Here is a 14788-nt window from a genome sequence, read left to right on the forward strand (position 1 = left end):
GCACCAGGTATGCCCGAAAGCACCAGGCATCGCGGGCGTTCTGGGAAGGAACGTGCGCCGCTCAGCCGCCGGCGAAGGGCGGCATGACGTCGACGACCTCGACCCCGTCGAGCGAGGTCGCCCGCTCGCGCGTGGTCACGCCGTCGACCAGGTACGAGCAGCGCTCCTGCAACCCACTCCAGCGTGCCGGGTCGGCCGCGTCGATCGCGCCGAGGGCGGCCTCGATGGTGGGGGCCGTCGTGGTCAGTGAGTCGACGCCCACGGCGGCGCGGGCAGCGGCGAAGAACCGGATCGTGGTCATGCCTCAGCCGCCGATCGCACTCATGCCACGCGTCGGGTGCACGAGTTCGTCGCTGTCGTCACCGTGGTCGCGCGGCTTCGCCCACATCGCGAGCCGCCAGAGCTCGGCGACCTGGTCGTCGTCCGCCCCGGAGCGCATCGGTCCGAGCACGTCGGTCTCCTCGTCGGAGAACAGGCAGCTGCGCACGTGGCCGTCGGCCGTCAGCCGGGTGCGGGTGCAGTCGGCGCAGAACGACTCGGTGATGCTCGCGATGATGCCGACGGTGCCGAGCGGCCCACCGGTGACGGCGTCGTGCACGCGGTACCGCTCGGCCGGGGCACCGTCGCGCGGGGCGTCGTCCGGCGTGAGCACGAACGACGTCGCCAGCAGCGCGCGGGTCTCGGCGGCGGTGATCATCGAGGTGCGGTCCCAGGCGTGGTCGGGGTCGAGCGGCATCTGCTCGATGAACCGCAGCTCGTAGCCGCGCTCGAGGCACCAGCGGAGGAGCTCCGGGGCGGCCTCGTCGTTGATCCCGCGCAGCAGCACCGCGTTCACCTTGATGTCGAGGCCGGCGTCGTGCGCGGCCGACAGCCCGGCGATCACCTTGTCGAGGAACGGGCGTCGGGTCACGGTGGTGAAGACGTCGGGGTCGACGGTGTCGAGCGACACGTTCACGCGCCGCAGCCCGGCGTCGTACAGCCCCTGGGCGCGGTGGGCGAGACCGATCGCGTTCGTGGTGAGCGAGAGCTCCGGGGCGTCGGGCAGCGCGGCGCACCGGGCGATCACGTCGACCAGGTCGTGCCGGAGCATCGGCTCCCCGCCCGTGAACCGGACCTTGCGGACGCCGAACCGCGACGAGCCGATCCGGACCAGCCGCTCGATCTCGGTCGCCGTCATCAGGGCCTCGTCGGGGGCGAACGGCAGTCCGGCCGCGGGCATGCAGTAGGTGCAGCGCAGGTTGCAACGCTCGGTCAGCGACACCCGCAGGTCGACCGCACGCCGCCCGAACCGGTCGACGAGCCCGGCGGGAGCCGGGTCCACGGAGCCGGTCGTGCCGAGCAGGATCGCGGGTGCCATGGTCGTCAGCGTACGTGTTCCACACGTCGGAACGACAGCCGCTCCCACCACCGCCGCCACTCCGACCGCTCCGTGCGCAGCAGCGTGACGACCACGATGACGGCCACGGCCGCGAGCAACCACCACCGGTAGGCATCCGCTGACGGCCACACTCCGCGCAGCGCGATGGCGAGCCCGATCGAGAGCCACTCCCACCGGCCGGACAACACCACGAACGGGATGAGCAGCAGCGCGTACCAGGGGTAGCGCGGGGTCACTGCGAGGAAGGTCACGCCGATCATCAGGACCTCGCCGGACCACGGCCGTGACGGGTCGGACAGCCGCCACGCCACGAACGCGGCGGCCAGCACCAGGAGCCCGACCACCACCGTCCCCGCGTCGCCCTTGACCACGAGCGACACCAGCGCGAACCGGGAGCCGTCCTCGTAGCCCTCTTCGCTCAGGTAGCCGGGCAGGTACCCGAGCACGTCGAGGCCGGTCGTCAGCACGTAGGGCACGTAGAGCAACCCGAACACCGCGATGCCGATCGGGATCGCGCACCACGCCCGACCGCGGCCGAGCAACGGCGGGTACACGATCGCCGGGATGAGCTTCGTCGCGGTCGCAGCCCCGAGCGCGATGCCGCCCCAGATCGGTCGCCCGAACGCGACGAGCACGACACCGGCCGTGGCGAGTGCGGCTCCGACGACGTCGACGTGCGAGTTGGTGACCGCCTCGGACGCGACGAGCGGCGACCAGGCCCAGAGCGTCGCCCACCAGGTCGGCCGGCCGATCCGGCGGAGCACCAGGACGAGCCCGACGGTCACACCGAGCGACACGAGCAGCCCGGCGACCTGGAACGGCAGGTACTGCGCGCTCGCCGGCACGAAGAACCGCACGGCGGCGAACCAGAGCTGGGCCATCGGCGGGTAGATCGTCGTCACGTCGGGCCGGTTGATCGCGGTGCAGTGTCCGTCCGCACCGTCGCCGAGCCCGCGGAACCGGGGCTTGATGTCGTCGCACGTGCCGTTCACCTTGTCGGGGAACAACCAGTCGGGTCGGAGACCGGACAGTGCCGTGGACTGGGGGGTGTGCGCGTAGGGGGAGACACCGGCATGCTGGACGATGCCGTCCCACGCGTACCGAGCGGAGTCGGTGCTCGTGTTCGGCGGGCCGACCAGCGCGGCGATGCCGATCACCACCGCTCCGCCGATGACCATGGTGGTCATCCACCGGACGGGCACGAAACGCACCGCGAGCACGGCGATGACGAAGACGGTCCAAGCGATCAGCGTCCACGCAACGAATGCAGAACGATGGCCCGATCGGAGGAACCCCAGATGCGTGACGCCGACGGCGATGACGCCCGACAGGGCGAGTACCCCCACGACGGCCAGCACCGTGCCGATGCGGGCGGCGGTGCCGTCGGCCAAGGACGGTCGGAAGGCACGCAGTCGGTCGCTCATGGTCCGTCGAGGCTATCCGGCGTCCAGCGCCTGCTGCACGACGGACGAGCAGCTCTGGCGTCCCCCAACCGCAACGCCCGCTCGGCGGTGGTGCTCGGGCGCCTGCTCGGCATCGCGTTCCTGATCTGCTTCGGCACCGGGATCTACAGCCACCTGCTGCAGGAACCGCTCGGCTGGATGCGGTTCCCGACCCGTCCGACGCAGCTGTACCAGTTCACGCAGGGCCTGCACATCACGACCGGCATCGCGATCATCCCGCTGCTGCTCGCCAAGCTCAACACCGTCATGCCCGCCCTGGTGCAGGTGCCGCCGGTGCGCGGTGTGCTGCACCTGCTCGAGCGGCTGTCGATCGCGGTGCTCGTGTCCGCGTCGATCATCCAGGTCGTCACCGGACTGCTCAACACCTACCAGTGGTACCCGTGGCCGTTCCCGTTCCGGCAGGTGCACAACGCGATGGCCTACGTGATCATCGGGTCGCTGGTCATCCACATCGCCGCGAAGCTGCCGGTCATCGCCCGCTACTGGCGGAAGCGCGACTCCTACGACGCGCACGGCCGGTTCGTCGCGGATCCCGCGTCCGGCAGTGAACTGCTCCCACCAGGCCGGGAGGCCCGACATGGGACTGCCCCGAGCGCTGCGGTCTCCGAGACCGCCGGGTCCACTGCACCCGGCCTGCTGGGCCGCGTGTTCCGCTGGATCGACGGCGTCGACGCCGCCCCGAGCGGCGGCGCCGAGTCTCGGCCCACCGGACCGGACTCGGCCCCGGACACCCGCGAGGTGTCCGAGGAGCCGAGTCTCGGCCAGCCGGAGGTCGACGTGGCGGAGCCGAGCGGGGCCTCCAGGCGGACGCCGGACGCAGCTGCCGGACGACGTGAGCGGATCGCCCGACGCGGGTTCTTCGCCGGCGTGACGGCGGCGACCGTGGGCGTCGTCGCGCTCACGGCGGGCCAGTCCTCGAAACTCGCCGAACCGTTGAACGTCTTCGGCGCCCGCGGCCGCGGCATCGGTTCGCACGGTCTGCCGGTCAACCGCACCGCCCGTGCCGCCGGCGTGCTCGCCAGCGCGACCGCCGCCGACTGGACGCTCACCGTCGTCGGCCACGACGTGAGCCGCACCTTCGTGCGAGCCGAACTCGTCGCGCTCGGCACCGCGCAGGTCGACCTGCCGATCTCGTGCGTCGAGGGGTGGAGCCAGATGGCCACCTGGAAGGGCGTGCGGATGCGCGATCTGCTCGACGCCGTGCAGGCGCCGCAGGGGTCGCACGTGCGGGTGACGAGCCTGGAGCGGCACGGCGGCTACCGGATCATGGACATGGGTCCGGAGTACGCCGAGGACCCGACGACGCTCATCGCCCTCGAGCTGAACGGTGCGACGCTCGACCTGGACCACGGGTTCCCGGCGCGGATCATCGCTCCGGGGCGGCCCGGTGTGCTGCAGACCAAGTGGATCGAGAAGATCGAGGTGCTCCGGTGAAGGCCGCGCGGATCGTGCTCGTGGTGATCGGCGTGCTGGTCATCGCGTTCGGGGCGTCCGTGCTCGTGACGTCCGTCAAGCCGAACCGCATCGGCGGGCTCGGGGTGTGGCTGCTCGCGGCGGTGGTGCTGCACGACGCGGTCCTGTCGCCGTTCGTGGTCGGTGCCGGGCTGCTGCTGCGTCGGGCCGGACGCTCGCTGCGGGCCTGGGTGCTCGTCGTCGTCCAGGCGGCGATCGTGCTCGGCAGCGTGCTCGCCCTGGTGGTCCTGCCGGAGATCGCGGCCAAGGACCACGGGCAGAAGAACCCCACCGTGCTGCCGTTCGACTACGGTACGCGGCTGCTGCTCGTCGAGGGGGCGTTGCTCGTCGTCGTGGTGGTGGTGCTCGTGGTCGGGGTGGTGCTGGCCCGTCGGCCTCCGTCCGGTCCGTCCGGTCCGTCCGGTCCGTCTGGTTCGTCCGGTCCGTCTGGTTCGTCCGCCGTGCGCACCACTGGTTGACGGGACAACCTTTCGGTATGATCAGGTCATGACCGACGAGACCCCGTGGCTCACCCGCGAGCAACTGCGCGCGTGGATGAAGCTCGTCGCCGTCATGGAACTCCTGCCGGCGGCGCTCGACCAGCAGCTGCAGCGCGACGCCGACCTGACGCACTTCGACTACATGGTCATCGCGATGCTCTCCGAGACCGACACCCGGACCCTGCGGATGTCGGCGCTCGCCTCGGCCACGAACGCCTCGTTGCCGCGGCTGTCGCACGTGGTGTCCCGCCTCGAGAAGCGGGGGCTCGTGACCCGGTGCCCGTCGACCTCCGACCGCCGGGCCACCGACGTCCGCCTGACCGACGCCGGCTACGCCACCATCGTCGAGGCTGCTCCGGACCACGTCCGCACCGCCCGCCGGGTGGTCATCGACGCGCTCTCCGACGAGCAGGTCGCGCAGCTCGACGGCATCGCGGCGTCGCTCCTGACACGGCTCGACCCCGAGGGGCGCTTCGCGGCGCTCACCTACCCGCGCGAGGACGACGACACCGCGATCTGCGAGGCGCGGCTGACGGGAACGGCGTCCGACTGACGCCGGTCGTGGCCCTCGTCACGCTCGCTCGGCTGTGCCCGTCACTGCAATAGGCTCGCCGCATGACCGACCCCGCCGCGCCGTCCGACACGTACTCCTACCTCGGACCCGCCGGCACCTTCACCGAGGCGGCCCTGAAGCTCGTCGAGGCCGCCGCCGGCAAGCCCTGGCGGAGCGTCAACAACGTCGGTGAGGCCCTGGACGACGTCATGTCCGGCCGGTCGATCGGGGCCGTCATCGCGATCGAGAACAGCGTCGACGGCGGGGTCAGCGCCACGCAGGACGCCCTGGCCAGGATCCCCGGCGTGCGGATCGTGGGGGAGTACCTGGTCCCCGTCGACTTCGTGCTCGTCGCCCGACCCGGCACGACCCTGGCCGACGTCCGCACGGTGAACGCGCACCCCGTCGCCTACGCGCAGACCCACAACTGGCTCGAGACCAACCTGCCCGGCCACGGCCACATCCCGGCGTCGTCGAACGTCGCCGCGGCGCTCGCCCTGCTCGAGGCGAACCCGACCGCCGACGCCGCGGTCGCGCCGCCCGGCATCACCGACCACCACGACGTCGTCGTGCTCGCATCGTCCATCGGTGACAACGCCTCGGCGGTCACCCGGTTCGTCCTGGTGTCCAAGACCCTCGCCCTGCCCGAGCCGACCGGCGCCGACAAGACCAGTGTCATCGTCGAGCTGCCCGCCGACCACCCCGGCGCCCTGGTCGACATGCTCGAGCAGTTCGCGACGCGGGGCATCAACATGGGGCTGCTGTCGTCGCGCCCGATCGGGGACGAGCTCGGCCGCTACCGGTTCGTCATCGACCTCGACGGGCACGTGCGCGACGAGCGGGTGGCGGACGCGCTGCTCGGCCTGCGCCGGTTCAGCCCGCGCGTGACGTTCCTCGGGTCGTACCCGCGTGCCGACGGCGCCCGCCCCGAGGTTCCGGCGCGCTACTCGGACGCCGCGTTCGTCGAGGCGCGCGACTGGCTGCGGGGCATCGTGTCGGGCGAGCCCGGGGCGCGGTAGCGCGGCGCGGTGGGGCGCGGCGCGCCGAGGCGCGGCGCGGTGAAGCCGTGTGGTGCGAGGTTCCGTAGTCCGTGGGAGCCCGCGGCCCTCGCACGGGCCACGGAACCTCGCACGGGGCGTCCGGAGCCCGAGCGACAGGGTCAGGGCACCTGGCGCGAGCCGTGGCGGTCGTCCGCCGGGTCCGGCACGCGCACGGAGAGTCCCATCGGGTCGATCCGCGAGCGGAAGGCGATGACCTCGCCCACCGGGTCGCCGTCGATCTCGAACTCGTCGGGGCGCTCGAGCCGTGCCGTGAACTCCTGCCCGCGCAGGTAGCGCAAGGGGCGTTCCTCGCGGGACTTCGAGACGATCTTCTGGCCGACGGCGGTCTTGCCGAGGGTCGAACGACGGAAGGCCCGCAGGATCCCGTTCTCCCAGAACACCCGGGCGCCGATCCGAACCCAGCCGAAGAACCCGCGCGGACGCATGACGGCGATGTCGAACACGCCGTCGTCGATCTCGGCGTCCGGTAGCAGGATCGCGCCGGCCTGCAGCATGCCGCAGTTGCCGACGATCAGGGAGTGCGCCCGGAGCGAGCGGTTGCCGTCGTCGTCGAGCTGGTACCGGAACTCGAACGCGTTCGCGTCGCGGACCGACCGGAACAGGGAGTCGACGTACGCCAGCCAGCCCACCTTCTTCTTCAGCTCGGGACGGGTGTTCACGAGCATCCGGGCGTCGAGCCCGAGGCCCGCCATCACCAGGAAGCCGAAGCGTTCGCGCTCACCGCCGGGGCGCTCGACCTTGAGCATGCCGAAGTCGATCTTGCGGTCGTCGCCGTGGAAGATCGTTCGGACGCTCGCGCCGAGGTCGTCGAGGGGCAGCTTCATGTTGCGGGCGAGCAGGTTTCCGGTGCCGCTCGGCAGCAGTGCGAGGGTCGAACCGGCCTCGTGCACGACCTCGGCGACCGCGCGGACCGTGCCGTCACCACCGGCCGCGGCGACGACGTCGGCACCGGCCTCGATCGCGGCGCGGGCCATGCCGCCGCCCGGGTCCTGTTCCGACGTCTCGAACCACAGGGTGTCGGCCCAGCCGGCTTCCTGCTGCTGTTCTTCGACGGTGCGCTTGAGGGTCGGCAGGTGGACCTTGACCGGGTTGTAGACCACCGCGGCCGTCCGCTGCTCGGTGGGGAGGGCGTCCTGATCCGCGGGCGCGGTCTCCGAAGGGGTCGACATGCCTCCACGGTACCGATCGAGGCTGCGTGCGGTTGCCCCCGTCTAGGATGGGGCGGTGATCGATCCACAGCTGCTTCGCGACAACCCGGACGTCATCAAGGCTTCACAGCAGGCGCGCGGTGCCTCCGTGGCCGTCGTCGACGAAGCCGTCGCCGCCGATTCCGCCCGCCGCAGTGCGATCACCTCGTTCGAGTCGCTCCGCGCCGAGCAGAACGCCTTCGGCAAGACCGTCGCCAAGGCCCCGAAGGACGAGAAGGCCGCGCTCGTGCAGCAGGCGCAGGCGCTCGCCGCGAAGGTCAAGGAGGCGCAGGCCACCGTCACCGCGGCCGAGGACACCTTCAACACCGTCGTCCGCGGGATCCCGAACGTCGTGCTCCCCGGGGTGCCCGAGGGCGGCGAGGACGACTTCGTCACGCTCCGCACCGTCGGCACCAAGCCCGAGTTCGACTTCGAGCCGAAGGACCACGCCGACCTCGGCGAGCACCTCGGCATCATCGACATCCCGCGTGGCGTGAAGGTCTCCGGATCGCGCTTCTACTTCCTGCGCGGCATGGGCGCCCGGCTCGAGATCGCGCTGATGTCGCTCGGCCTCGACCGTGCGATCGCCGCCGGCTTCGAGCCGCTCATCACCCCGACGCTCGTCCGCCCCGAGACGATGGCCGGCACCGGGTTCCTCGGCGAGCACGCGGCCGAGGTCTACCGGCTCGAAGCCGACGACCTGTACCTGACCGGTACGAGCGAGGTCGCCCTCGCCGGGTTCCACGCCGACGAGATCCTGCCGCTCGAGGAAGGACAGGCCCACCGCTACGCCGGCTGGTCGACCTGCTACCGCCGCGAGGCCGGTTCGGCGGGCAAGGACAACCGCGGCATCCTCCGCGTGCACCAGTTCAACAAGCTCGAGATGTTCGCCTACGTGCACCCGGACCAGGCCGAGGCCGAGCACGAGCGCCTCGTCGCCCACCAGGAGCAGATGCTCCAGGACCTCGGGCTCCACTACCGCGTGATCGACGTCGCCGCCGGTGACCTCGGCACGAGCGCGGCGAAGAAGTACGACATCGAGGCGTGGGTCCCGACGCAGGGCACGTTCCGCGAGCTCACCTCGACGTCGAACTGCACGACGTTCCAGGCCCGCCGCCTCGACATCCGCTACCGCACCGAGAGCGGCAAGACCGCTCCGGTCGCCACCCTGAACGGCACCCTCGCCACCACCCGCTGGATCGTCGCGATCCTCGAGACCCACCAGCAGGCCGACGGTTCCGTGGTCGTGCCCGAGGTCCTGCGCCCCTACCTCGGTGGCGTCGAGGTGATCGAGCCCCGATGAGCACCCAGGGACGGTTCGTGGACGGCACCTCGCAGGGCGCGGGCAGCGACGCGCCCGCCCGCACCAAGCGCTGGCTGGTCGCGCTCGACATCGACGGCACCACCATGCGTGAGGACGGTGTCGTCGCCGAGGCAGTCGTCGCCGCCGTCCGTGACGCCGAGGCCGCCGGCCACGAGGTCATGCTCTCGACCGGCCGCAGCGAGGGCATGACCGTGCCCCTGCTCGAGACCCTCGGCATCCGGCCGAAGTACCTGGTGTGCGCGAACGGTGCGCTCATCCTGGCCCGCCGCGCCGACGGCTCCTACGTGCGCGAACACGTCGAGCGGTTCGACCCGTCCGAGGTGCTGCAGACCATCCACGGAGCGCTCGAGAACGCGGCGTTCGGCGTCGAGGACGAGACCGGGCACTTCCTGTTGTCCGGCAACTTCCCCGACGACACGATGACGGTGGAGGGCGAGCACGTGCCGTTCGAGCAGCTGCTCGGCGTCGAGGCCACCCGCGTCGTCGTCATCTCGCCCGGCCACGACACCGAGGACTTCCTGCAGATCGTCGAGCAGATGGGCCTGCACAAGGTCTCGTACTCCGTCGGCTGGACGTCGTGGCTCGACATCGCTCCCGAGGGCGTGACGAAGGCCACCGCGATGGAGCGCGTGCGCGAGTGGCTCGACATCCCGCGTTCCCGCGTCTTCGCCGCGGGCGACGGCCGCAACGACATCGACATGCTCCGCTGGGCCTCGACCTACGGCCGCGGGGTCGTCATGGGCCAGGCCCCCGACGACGTCGTCGACGCCGGCAACGAGCTCACCGGTGGCATCACCGACGACGGCCTGGCAGCGGCGCTCGACTCCCTGCCCCGTTAGTCCGCGCTCGCGCGCACCCCTGCCTGGAGGCCCGGGTAGACTTCCCGGGACGCGACCACGTCTCGCCACGTGGTCGCGTCACTGGAGGGTTGTCCGAGCGGCCGATGGAGCCTGTCTTGAAAACAGGTGGGCAGAGATGTCTCGTGGGTTCGAATCCCACACCCTCCGCGATGGACACACGGTTGCGCCCACTCCGCCTCGACGACGCGGCCGTCCTGGCTGCGGTCATCACCGAGAACGCCGACCACCTGCGACCGTGGGAACCGGCGCGAGCGCCGTCGTACTACACGGAGTCCGGGCAGCGGGACGTCATCACGCAGGCTCTCGCCGCGCAGCGCGCGGGCAACGCGGTGCCGTTCGTCATCGAGTCGACCGACGGGGAACTCCTCGGGCGGATCACGCTGAGCGGCGTCGCCCGCGGTGCCCTGCAGTCGTGCGCGATGGGGTACTGGATCCGCGCCGACCGTACCCGCCAGGGCCACGCGTCCCGTGCCGTCCGCGCGGCAGCCGATCATGCCTTCGACGTGCTCCGACTGCACCGCGTGCAGGCTGAGACCCTGCCCGAGAACGTCGGCTCGCAGCGCGCGCTCGAGTCGGCGGGCTTCACCCGCTACGGCTTCGCGCCGGAGTACATCAAGATCGACGGGGTCTGGCGCGACCACGTCATGTTCCAGCTCCTCGCGCCGACGCCGGCCCCGTGATCGAGGTCGTCGAGTACCGAACGACCTGGCCCGAGCGGTTCCGGCAGCTGTACGACGCGTACGCCGCCGCGCTCGACGACGCCGACGTGCCGTTCCGGAGCATCGAGCACGTGGGCAGCACGTCCGTGCCGGGCTTGGCGGCGAAGCCCGTTCTCGACGTCGACGTCGTGGTGGACACTCCCGACGTCCCGGCTGCAGTGGCGGCGATGGCGACGATCGGCTTCGAGCCGCGCGGTGAACTGGGGGTCCCGGGGCGGCAGGCGTTCCGGGCTCCGGAGCGCTTCGCCCCGACGAACACCTACGTCGTCGCAGCCGGGTCGCTCGCGCTGCGGAACCACCTGGCCGTCCGCGACGTGCTGCGTGCCGACCCGGCGCTCCGCGACGAGTACGCCGCCGTGAAACGCCGGGCGGCCACCGAGGCCGAGGACATCGACGACTACATCGAGCGCAAGAGCGAGGTGCTGGGCCGGATCCTGCGGGCCGGTGGCCTGGCTGACGACGAGCGCGCCGCCATCACCGCCACGAACCGTCGGATCACCGACCGCGGCGCGGGCGGCTGACGCGATCGGGGCGGGTGACGGTTCTGGTTCAGGAACCCGGGTGTTCGTGAACCAGAACCGTCACCGTCCCGACGAGAACAAGTCTCAGGCGCTGGCGAGCATCGGGTAGAGCGCGGTGAGCGGGGCGCTCAGGCCGGCACGGACGTCACGGCTGACCTGGTCGGCGAGGACCTCGTGCTCGCCGGCCTCGAACGCGTCCTAGGTCGACCGGACGATGTCGGCGGGGTCGGACTTCTCGACGTCGAGCCCCTCGGTCATGCCGGTGTCGGTGTAGCCGAGGTGGGCGCCGACGATCTGTGTGCCCTGCGGAGCGAGCTCGAGGCGCAGGGAGTTCGTGATCGACCAGAACACGGCATTCGACGCCGAGTACGCGCCGGCGAGGGCGACCCACGTCGATCAACGCGCCGTTGGCGATCGAGGGGGCGAAGGCCTTGGCGACGCGGAGTGCAGCGAAGACGTTGGTGGCGAAGATGCGCTCGACCTCTTCGACGGAGACGTCGACGAGTGGGTCGGAGCCTGGAGACCGGCGATGCGGTCGAGGCCGCCGCCGTGAGGGTGGGCGCGCAGCAGCGCATCCCGACCGCCCGCCTCCGCGCCGGCATAGAGGACGCATCCGCTTCGTGACGCGGTTATGTGTGATGCCGATAGTCATCGATGTGAGAGAACGAGATCGAATCGACATCGAGTCCGAGCAGGAACGCTGGGAGCGGTTCATGCCCAAACGGACGAACGGGCGCGTACCAACCGAGGCCGACGTCATTGCGTACTTGCAGGCAGCGAACGACGCGGATCTGCGGCAGAAGGTCCTCGGAGAATTGCGAGATCGGTCTCAGCTCGGTCCGGGCATGTTCCTGCAGCTGCTTGGGGCGGGGACGGCAATGTTCGCAGTCTTGGCGACGACGGCAGCATCAGTCATCTCATCGATTGCGGCATCGGATTCCGAAACCGCCTTCGAGTTCAGCATCGTGTTCTACGTCGCGATCGTCACCGCGACCGTGATTCTCTTCGTGGTTTGTTTTCTGAGCGCCATCCTTCGGCAACTGAAGTCGAGGGTCGCTGCCGTATGGCTGGCCGCCTACGAAGAGGCGGAACGCAGGCCATGGTGGAAGCGAGTGCGGAGCAGCATGCCGGTGAACGCAACCAGCTGACGGGCCGGAGGCCCGTGGCGGCCCCGTCCGTAGCCTCCAGGCTGTCCTTGGGTGCGTCAGCGACGCACGTCGCACCCGCAACTCGCGCCGAGGACCAACTCGGCCGGCACCAGGTCGCGGTGCCACTGGTTGTCGGCGTCGAGGCCGAGCACGCGGTCGACCGCGGCGACCGCCATCGTCTCGATCGGCTGCCGGACCGTGGTGAGCTGCGGGTTCGTGTAGTCCGCCTCGGCCGCGCCGTCGAACGACACGATCGCGACGTCCTCGGGGACGCGGAGCCCGAGTTCCCACAGAGCGCGCATCACGCCGATCGCCTGCATGTCGGAGCTGACGAAGACGGCTCGGGGGCCGGTCTCGTCGGCGAACATGCGGAGGCCGGCTTCGTAGCCACCGCGCCGGGTGAAGTCGGTGCGGACGATGGGGCCGTCGGGCAGGCCGGCCCGGCGCAGGGCACGCATCCAGCCCTGCTCGCGGAGCTCCATCGAGCCGGTGTGCCCCATCACGAGGCCGATCGAGCGGTAGCCGTGCTCGACCAGGTGTTGCGTGCCGTCGAGGGCGCCGCGCAGGGCGTCAACGCCGATGCTGGCGTACTCGGGGACCTCGAAGAACGTGTTGAGCAGAACCATCGGCAGGCCGGGGTCGGTGACGGTCGACAGGTCCGGGTGGGTCATGATGCTCGTCACGATGATGCCGTCGACCTGGCGGGCGGAGAGGCTGCGGAGCCGCTCGCGTTCCTGGGCGGCGTCGCCGTCGCTGTTGGCGAGCAGGACGTCGTAGCCACGTGCAGCGGCGGCGTGGGTGACGGCGACGGCGAGCTCGGACCAGAACGGGTTGTCGAGTTCGGGCACGATCAGGCCGAGCATCTTCGACGAGCCGGTGCGCAGGGCCTGGGCGCTCGCGTTCGGACGGTAGCCGAGGACGCGGATGGCCTCGCGCACACGGGCGGCGGTGGCGGCGGCGACGGGGCGCGGTCCGTCGTGCACGACGTAGCTGACGACGGAGGTGCTGACCCCGGCGTAGCGGGCGACGTCCGCACGGGTGACCGCCCTCGGGTTCGTCGGGACGGTCACGGCAGCCACCTTCGTCGGGTCCGGGAGCGTCGTTCGGGTGCCGGCCCACGACGGACCGGCACCCGAACGACACGTGTTACTCGGACGCGATCGTAGCCGACGACGTGCTGCCTGCTGCCGTCGGTGCGCTTGCCGTCGCAGCGCTCGTCGTCTCCGGGGCGTCGCCGAAGTCCGGCACCTCGAGTCGGGCGCCGCCCTGCAGCGCGGACTGGTGGGCGATGATGCCCGGCAGGGTGAAGCGCGCGGCGGTCCAGGCGTTCACCGGCGGCAGGGTCCGGTCGACGACGGCGCGGACGAAGTCGTCGGCGAGGAACTGGTGGCTGCCCTCGTGTCCGGTCGGCACGCCGTCGTACTCGGCGGGCAGGCGGTCGGTGTCGTGCACCTCGGCGTAGCCGGAGACGAACGCGTCGCGCAGGGACGGGTCGACGTCGGCCAGGCGCGGGTCGTCGAGGGACATCGTCGCCTGGGTGTCGATCTTGTCGCTGATGTCGTACGAGTCCTCCTTGTCCTGCCAGACGCTGGTCTTCGCGAGCTGCTCGAAGCTGGCCTCGGTGCCGAAGTAGCGGAAGCGCGACTCACGGATGTGCGACGGGTAGCCGACGCGACGCATCTCGTTGATGCGCATGACCCCGCCGTTGTCGAGCTCGAACAGGGCGGTGGCGTTCGAGAAGTCGTTGTCGAACTGGCTGACGTCCTTGTCGAAGACGCCGTCGCCGCGGTCGTCCTTGACACCGATGCAGCTGACGCTGACCGCGTGCCCGGGGATCGCACCGAGGACCCCGCCGACCGAGTGCGTCGGGTAGAGCATGGGCGGGTAGCTGGCGGTGCGCTTCCACTCGTCGCCCCCGCTGTACTGGTACGCGGCGTAGAAGCCGAGGTCCATGTCGTGCACGTAGTCGCCCTCGGCGTAGAACACCCGGCCGAAGGCGCCGGCGGCGACCTGCTCGCGGGCGAACACGGTCGCGGGGTTGTAGTAGCTCGTTTCGCCCATCATGTAGGTCAGACCGGTCTCGCGGACCGCCTGGATGATGTCGCGGATCTCGTCGACGGAGATCGCCATCGGCACGGCGGAGTACACGTGCTTGCCGGCGCGCAGGGCCTTGACCACGAGCGGACCGTGGGTCCAGCGCTGCGTGAAGATCGCGACGGCGTCGACGTCCGAGGCGAGGACGGCGTCGAAGTCCGGGAACGTGCCGTCGAGGTGCTGCGTCTCGACGAGTTCGGACGCCCGCTCGTCGACGAGGTCCGTGACGTAGACGCGGTCGACGTCGGGGTGGAGCTTGAACAGCTTGGCGAACTGAGGGGCGAACTGGCCCGCGCCGACCATTCCGACAGAGATCATCAGTGACCTTTCCAGGGTGTGGGATGCGTCGCCGAGCGGGTCGCTCCGATGCGATCGAGCGCAATCCTGACACACGTGGTCTACACGTGACAACCCCGGTCCACAGCCCGGAAACCGGGCCTTGCGAGCGGTGGTCCCCACGTGTAGATTCCCGGCTCACGGACTGCTGCACGTCAGTCCACCGCAGACGAAGGAGTCGCGATGGCAACC

17 protein-coding genes and 1 tRNA gene are annotated in these 14788 nt (G+C 70.8%); 11 read left to right on the forward strand and 7 right to left on the reverse strand.

The genetic code is table 11. The features are described 5' to 3' along the window. Positions 1-61 precede the first annotated feature (61 nt). Genes DEJ30_RS14500 through DEJ30_RS14510 form a run of 3 tightly spaced genes read right to left on the reverse strand, consistent with a single transcriptional unit; the run spans position 62 to position 2802 of the window. Positions 62-301 carry a MoaD/ThiS family protein gene (locus DEJ30_RS14500; protein WP_110862417.1) on the reverse strand — a complete coding sequence of 80 codons (240 nt, stop codon included), beginning with the start codon at positions 299-301 and terminating at the stop codon, positions 62-64. Positions 302-304: 3 nt separating this feature from the next. Continuing rightward, the gene (moaA, locus tag DEJ30_RS14505) at positions 305-1357 is read right to left on the reverse strand and encodes a GTP 3',8-cyclase MoaA (protein ID WP_110862418.1); all 1053 of its coding nucleotides are present in this window, start codon (positions 1355-1357) and stop codon (positions 305-307) included. Positions 1358-1362: 5 nt separating this feature from the next. After that, entirely contained in the window at positions 1363-2802 is a 1440-nt protein-coding gene (locus tag DEJ30_RS14510) for a glycosyltransferase 87 family protein (RefSeq protein ID WP_110862419.1), read from the reverse strand. Between the two features lie 87 nt (positions 2803-2889). Between DEJ30_RS14510 and DEJ30_RS14515 the strand changes: the two genes are divergently transcribed. The 4 genes from DEJ30_RS14515 (at position 2890) to pheA (ending at position 6365) form a co-directional block, all read left to right on the forward strand. After that, on the forward strand, positions 2890-4275 hold the full coding sequence (locus DEJ30_RS14515; RefSeq protein WP_110862420.1) for a molybdopterin-dependent oxidoreductase: 1386 nt from the start codon (positions 2890-2892) through the stop codon (positions 4273-4275). Next, positions 4272-4772: a hypothetical protein gene (locus DEJ30_RS18275; RefSeq protein ID WP_181420153.1), complete on the forward strand. Its 501-nt coding sequence runs from the start codon at positions 4272-4274 to the stop codon at positions 4770-4772. Before DEJ30_RS14515 ends, DEJ30_RS18275 begins: the two co-directional genes overlap by 4 nt. A gap of 28 nt (positions 4773-4800) precedes the next feature. Continuing rightward, positions 4801-5346 (forward strand): MarR family winged helix-turn-helix transcriptional regulator, encoded by a 546-nt coding sequence (locus tag DEJ30_RS14520; protein WP_110862455.1) that lies wholly within the window; start codon positions 4801-4803, stop codon positions 5344-5346. 62 nt (positions 5347-5408) lie between these two features. Further along, positions 5409-6365: a prephenate dehydratase gene (pheA, locus tag DEJ30_RS14525; protein WP_110862421.1), complete on the forward strand. Its 957-nt coding sequence runs from the start codon at positions 5409-5411 to the stop codon at positions 6363-6365. 140 nt (positions 6366-6505) lie between these two features. Here the strand turns inward: pheA and DEJ30_RS14530 are convergent, their stop codons facing one another. Next, entirely contained in the window at positions 6506-7576 is a 1071-nt protein-coding gene (locus DEJ30_RS14530; protein ID WP_110862422.1) for a diacylglycerol kinase family protein, read from the reverse strand. Between the two features lie 55 nt (positions 7577-7631). Here DEJ30_RS14530 and serS point away from each other — a divergent pair, with 55 nt between their 5' ends. From serS to DEJ30_RS14555, 5 genes are all read left to right on the forward strand, one after another. Further along, on the forward strand, positions 7632-8897 hold the full coding sequence (gene serS, locus DEJ30_RS14535; RefSeq protein ID WP_110862423.1) for a serine--tRNA ligase: 1266 nt from the start codon (positions 7632-7634) through the stop codon (positions 8895-8897). Then, positions 8894-9757 (forward strand): HAD family hydrolase, encoded by an 864-nt coding sequence (locus DEJ30_RS14540; RefSeq protein ID WP_110862424.1) that lies wholly within the window; start codon positions 8894-8896, stop codon positions 9755-9757. The genes serS and DEJ30_RS14540 overlap by 4 nt, the downstream gene beginning before the upstream one ends. 83 nt (positions 9758-9840) lie before the next feature. Beyond that, positions 9841-9925: transfer RNA gene (locus DEJ30_RS14545), tRNA-Ser, on the forward strand. A 2-nt stretch (positions 9926-9927) separates the two neighbouring features. Then, a complete protein-coding gene (locus DEJ30_RS14550) occupies positions 9928-10458 on the forward strand; it encodes a GNAT family N-acetyltransferase (protein ID WP_110862425.1) in 531 nt (176 codons plus the stop codon). Next, complete coding sequence (locus DEJ30_RS14555) at positions 10455-11018, forward strand: GrpB family protein (RefSeq protein ID WP_110862426.1); 564 nt, start codon at positions 10455-10457, stop codon at positions 11016-11018. Before DEJ30_RS14550 ends, DEJ30_RS14555 begins: the two co-directional genes overlap by 4 nt. 198 nt (positions 11019-11216) lie before the next feature. Here the strand turns inward: DEJ30_RS14555 and DEJ30_RS18280 are convergent, their stop codons facing one another. Beyond that, a complete protein-coding gene (locus DEJ30_RS18280; RefSeq protein ID WP_181420154.1) occupies positions 11217-11369 on the reverse strand; it encodes a hypothetical protein in 153 nt (50 codons plus the stop codon). Here DEJ30_RS18280 and DEJ30_RS18285 point away from each other — a divergent pair. Both DEJ30_RS18285 and DEJ30_RS14570 read left to right on the forward strand, forming a co-directional pair. Continuing rightward, positions 11353-11571, forward strand: coding sequence for a hypothetical protein (locus DEJ30_RS18285; protein ID WP_181420155.1), 219 nt, complete (start codon positions 11353-11355; stop codon positions 11569-11571). The two genes, DEJ30_RS18280 and DEJ30_RS18285, sit on opposite strands and share 17 nt — an antisense overlap. An 85-nt stretch (positions 11572-11656) precedes the next feature. Next, entirely contained in the window at positions 11657-12166 is a 510-nt protein-coding gene (locus DEJ30_RS14570; RefSeq protein ID WP_110862427.1) for a hypothetical protein, read from the forward strand. A gap of 56 nt (positions 12167-12222) precedes the next feature. On the opposite strand, the gene DEJ30_RS14575 is transcribed toward DEJ30_RS14570, so the two are convergent. Further along, on the reverse strand, positions 12223-13236 hold the full coding sequence (locus DEJ30_RS14575; RefSeq protein WP_258366660.1) for a LacI family DNA-binding transcriptional regulator: 1014 nt from the start codon (positions 13234-13236) through the stop codon (positions 12223-12225). A 76-nt stretch (positions 13237-13312) separates the two neighbouring features. Next, a complete protein-coding gene (locus DEJ30_RS14580) occupies positions 13313-14578 on the reverse strand; it encodes a Gfo/Idh/MocA family protein (RefSeq protein ID WP_375231881.1) in 1266 nt (421 codons plus the stop codon). Positions 14579-14788 lie beyond the last annotated feature (210 nt).

Origin of the sequence: Curtobacterium sp. MCPF17_003, from assembly GCF_003224385.1 — a bacterium.
Classification (GTDB): domain Bacteria; phylum Actinomycetota; class Actinomycetes; order Actinomycetales; family Microbacteriaceae; genus Curtobacterium; species Curtobacterium flaccumfaciens.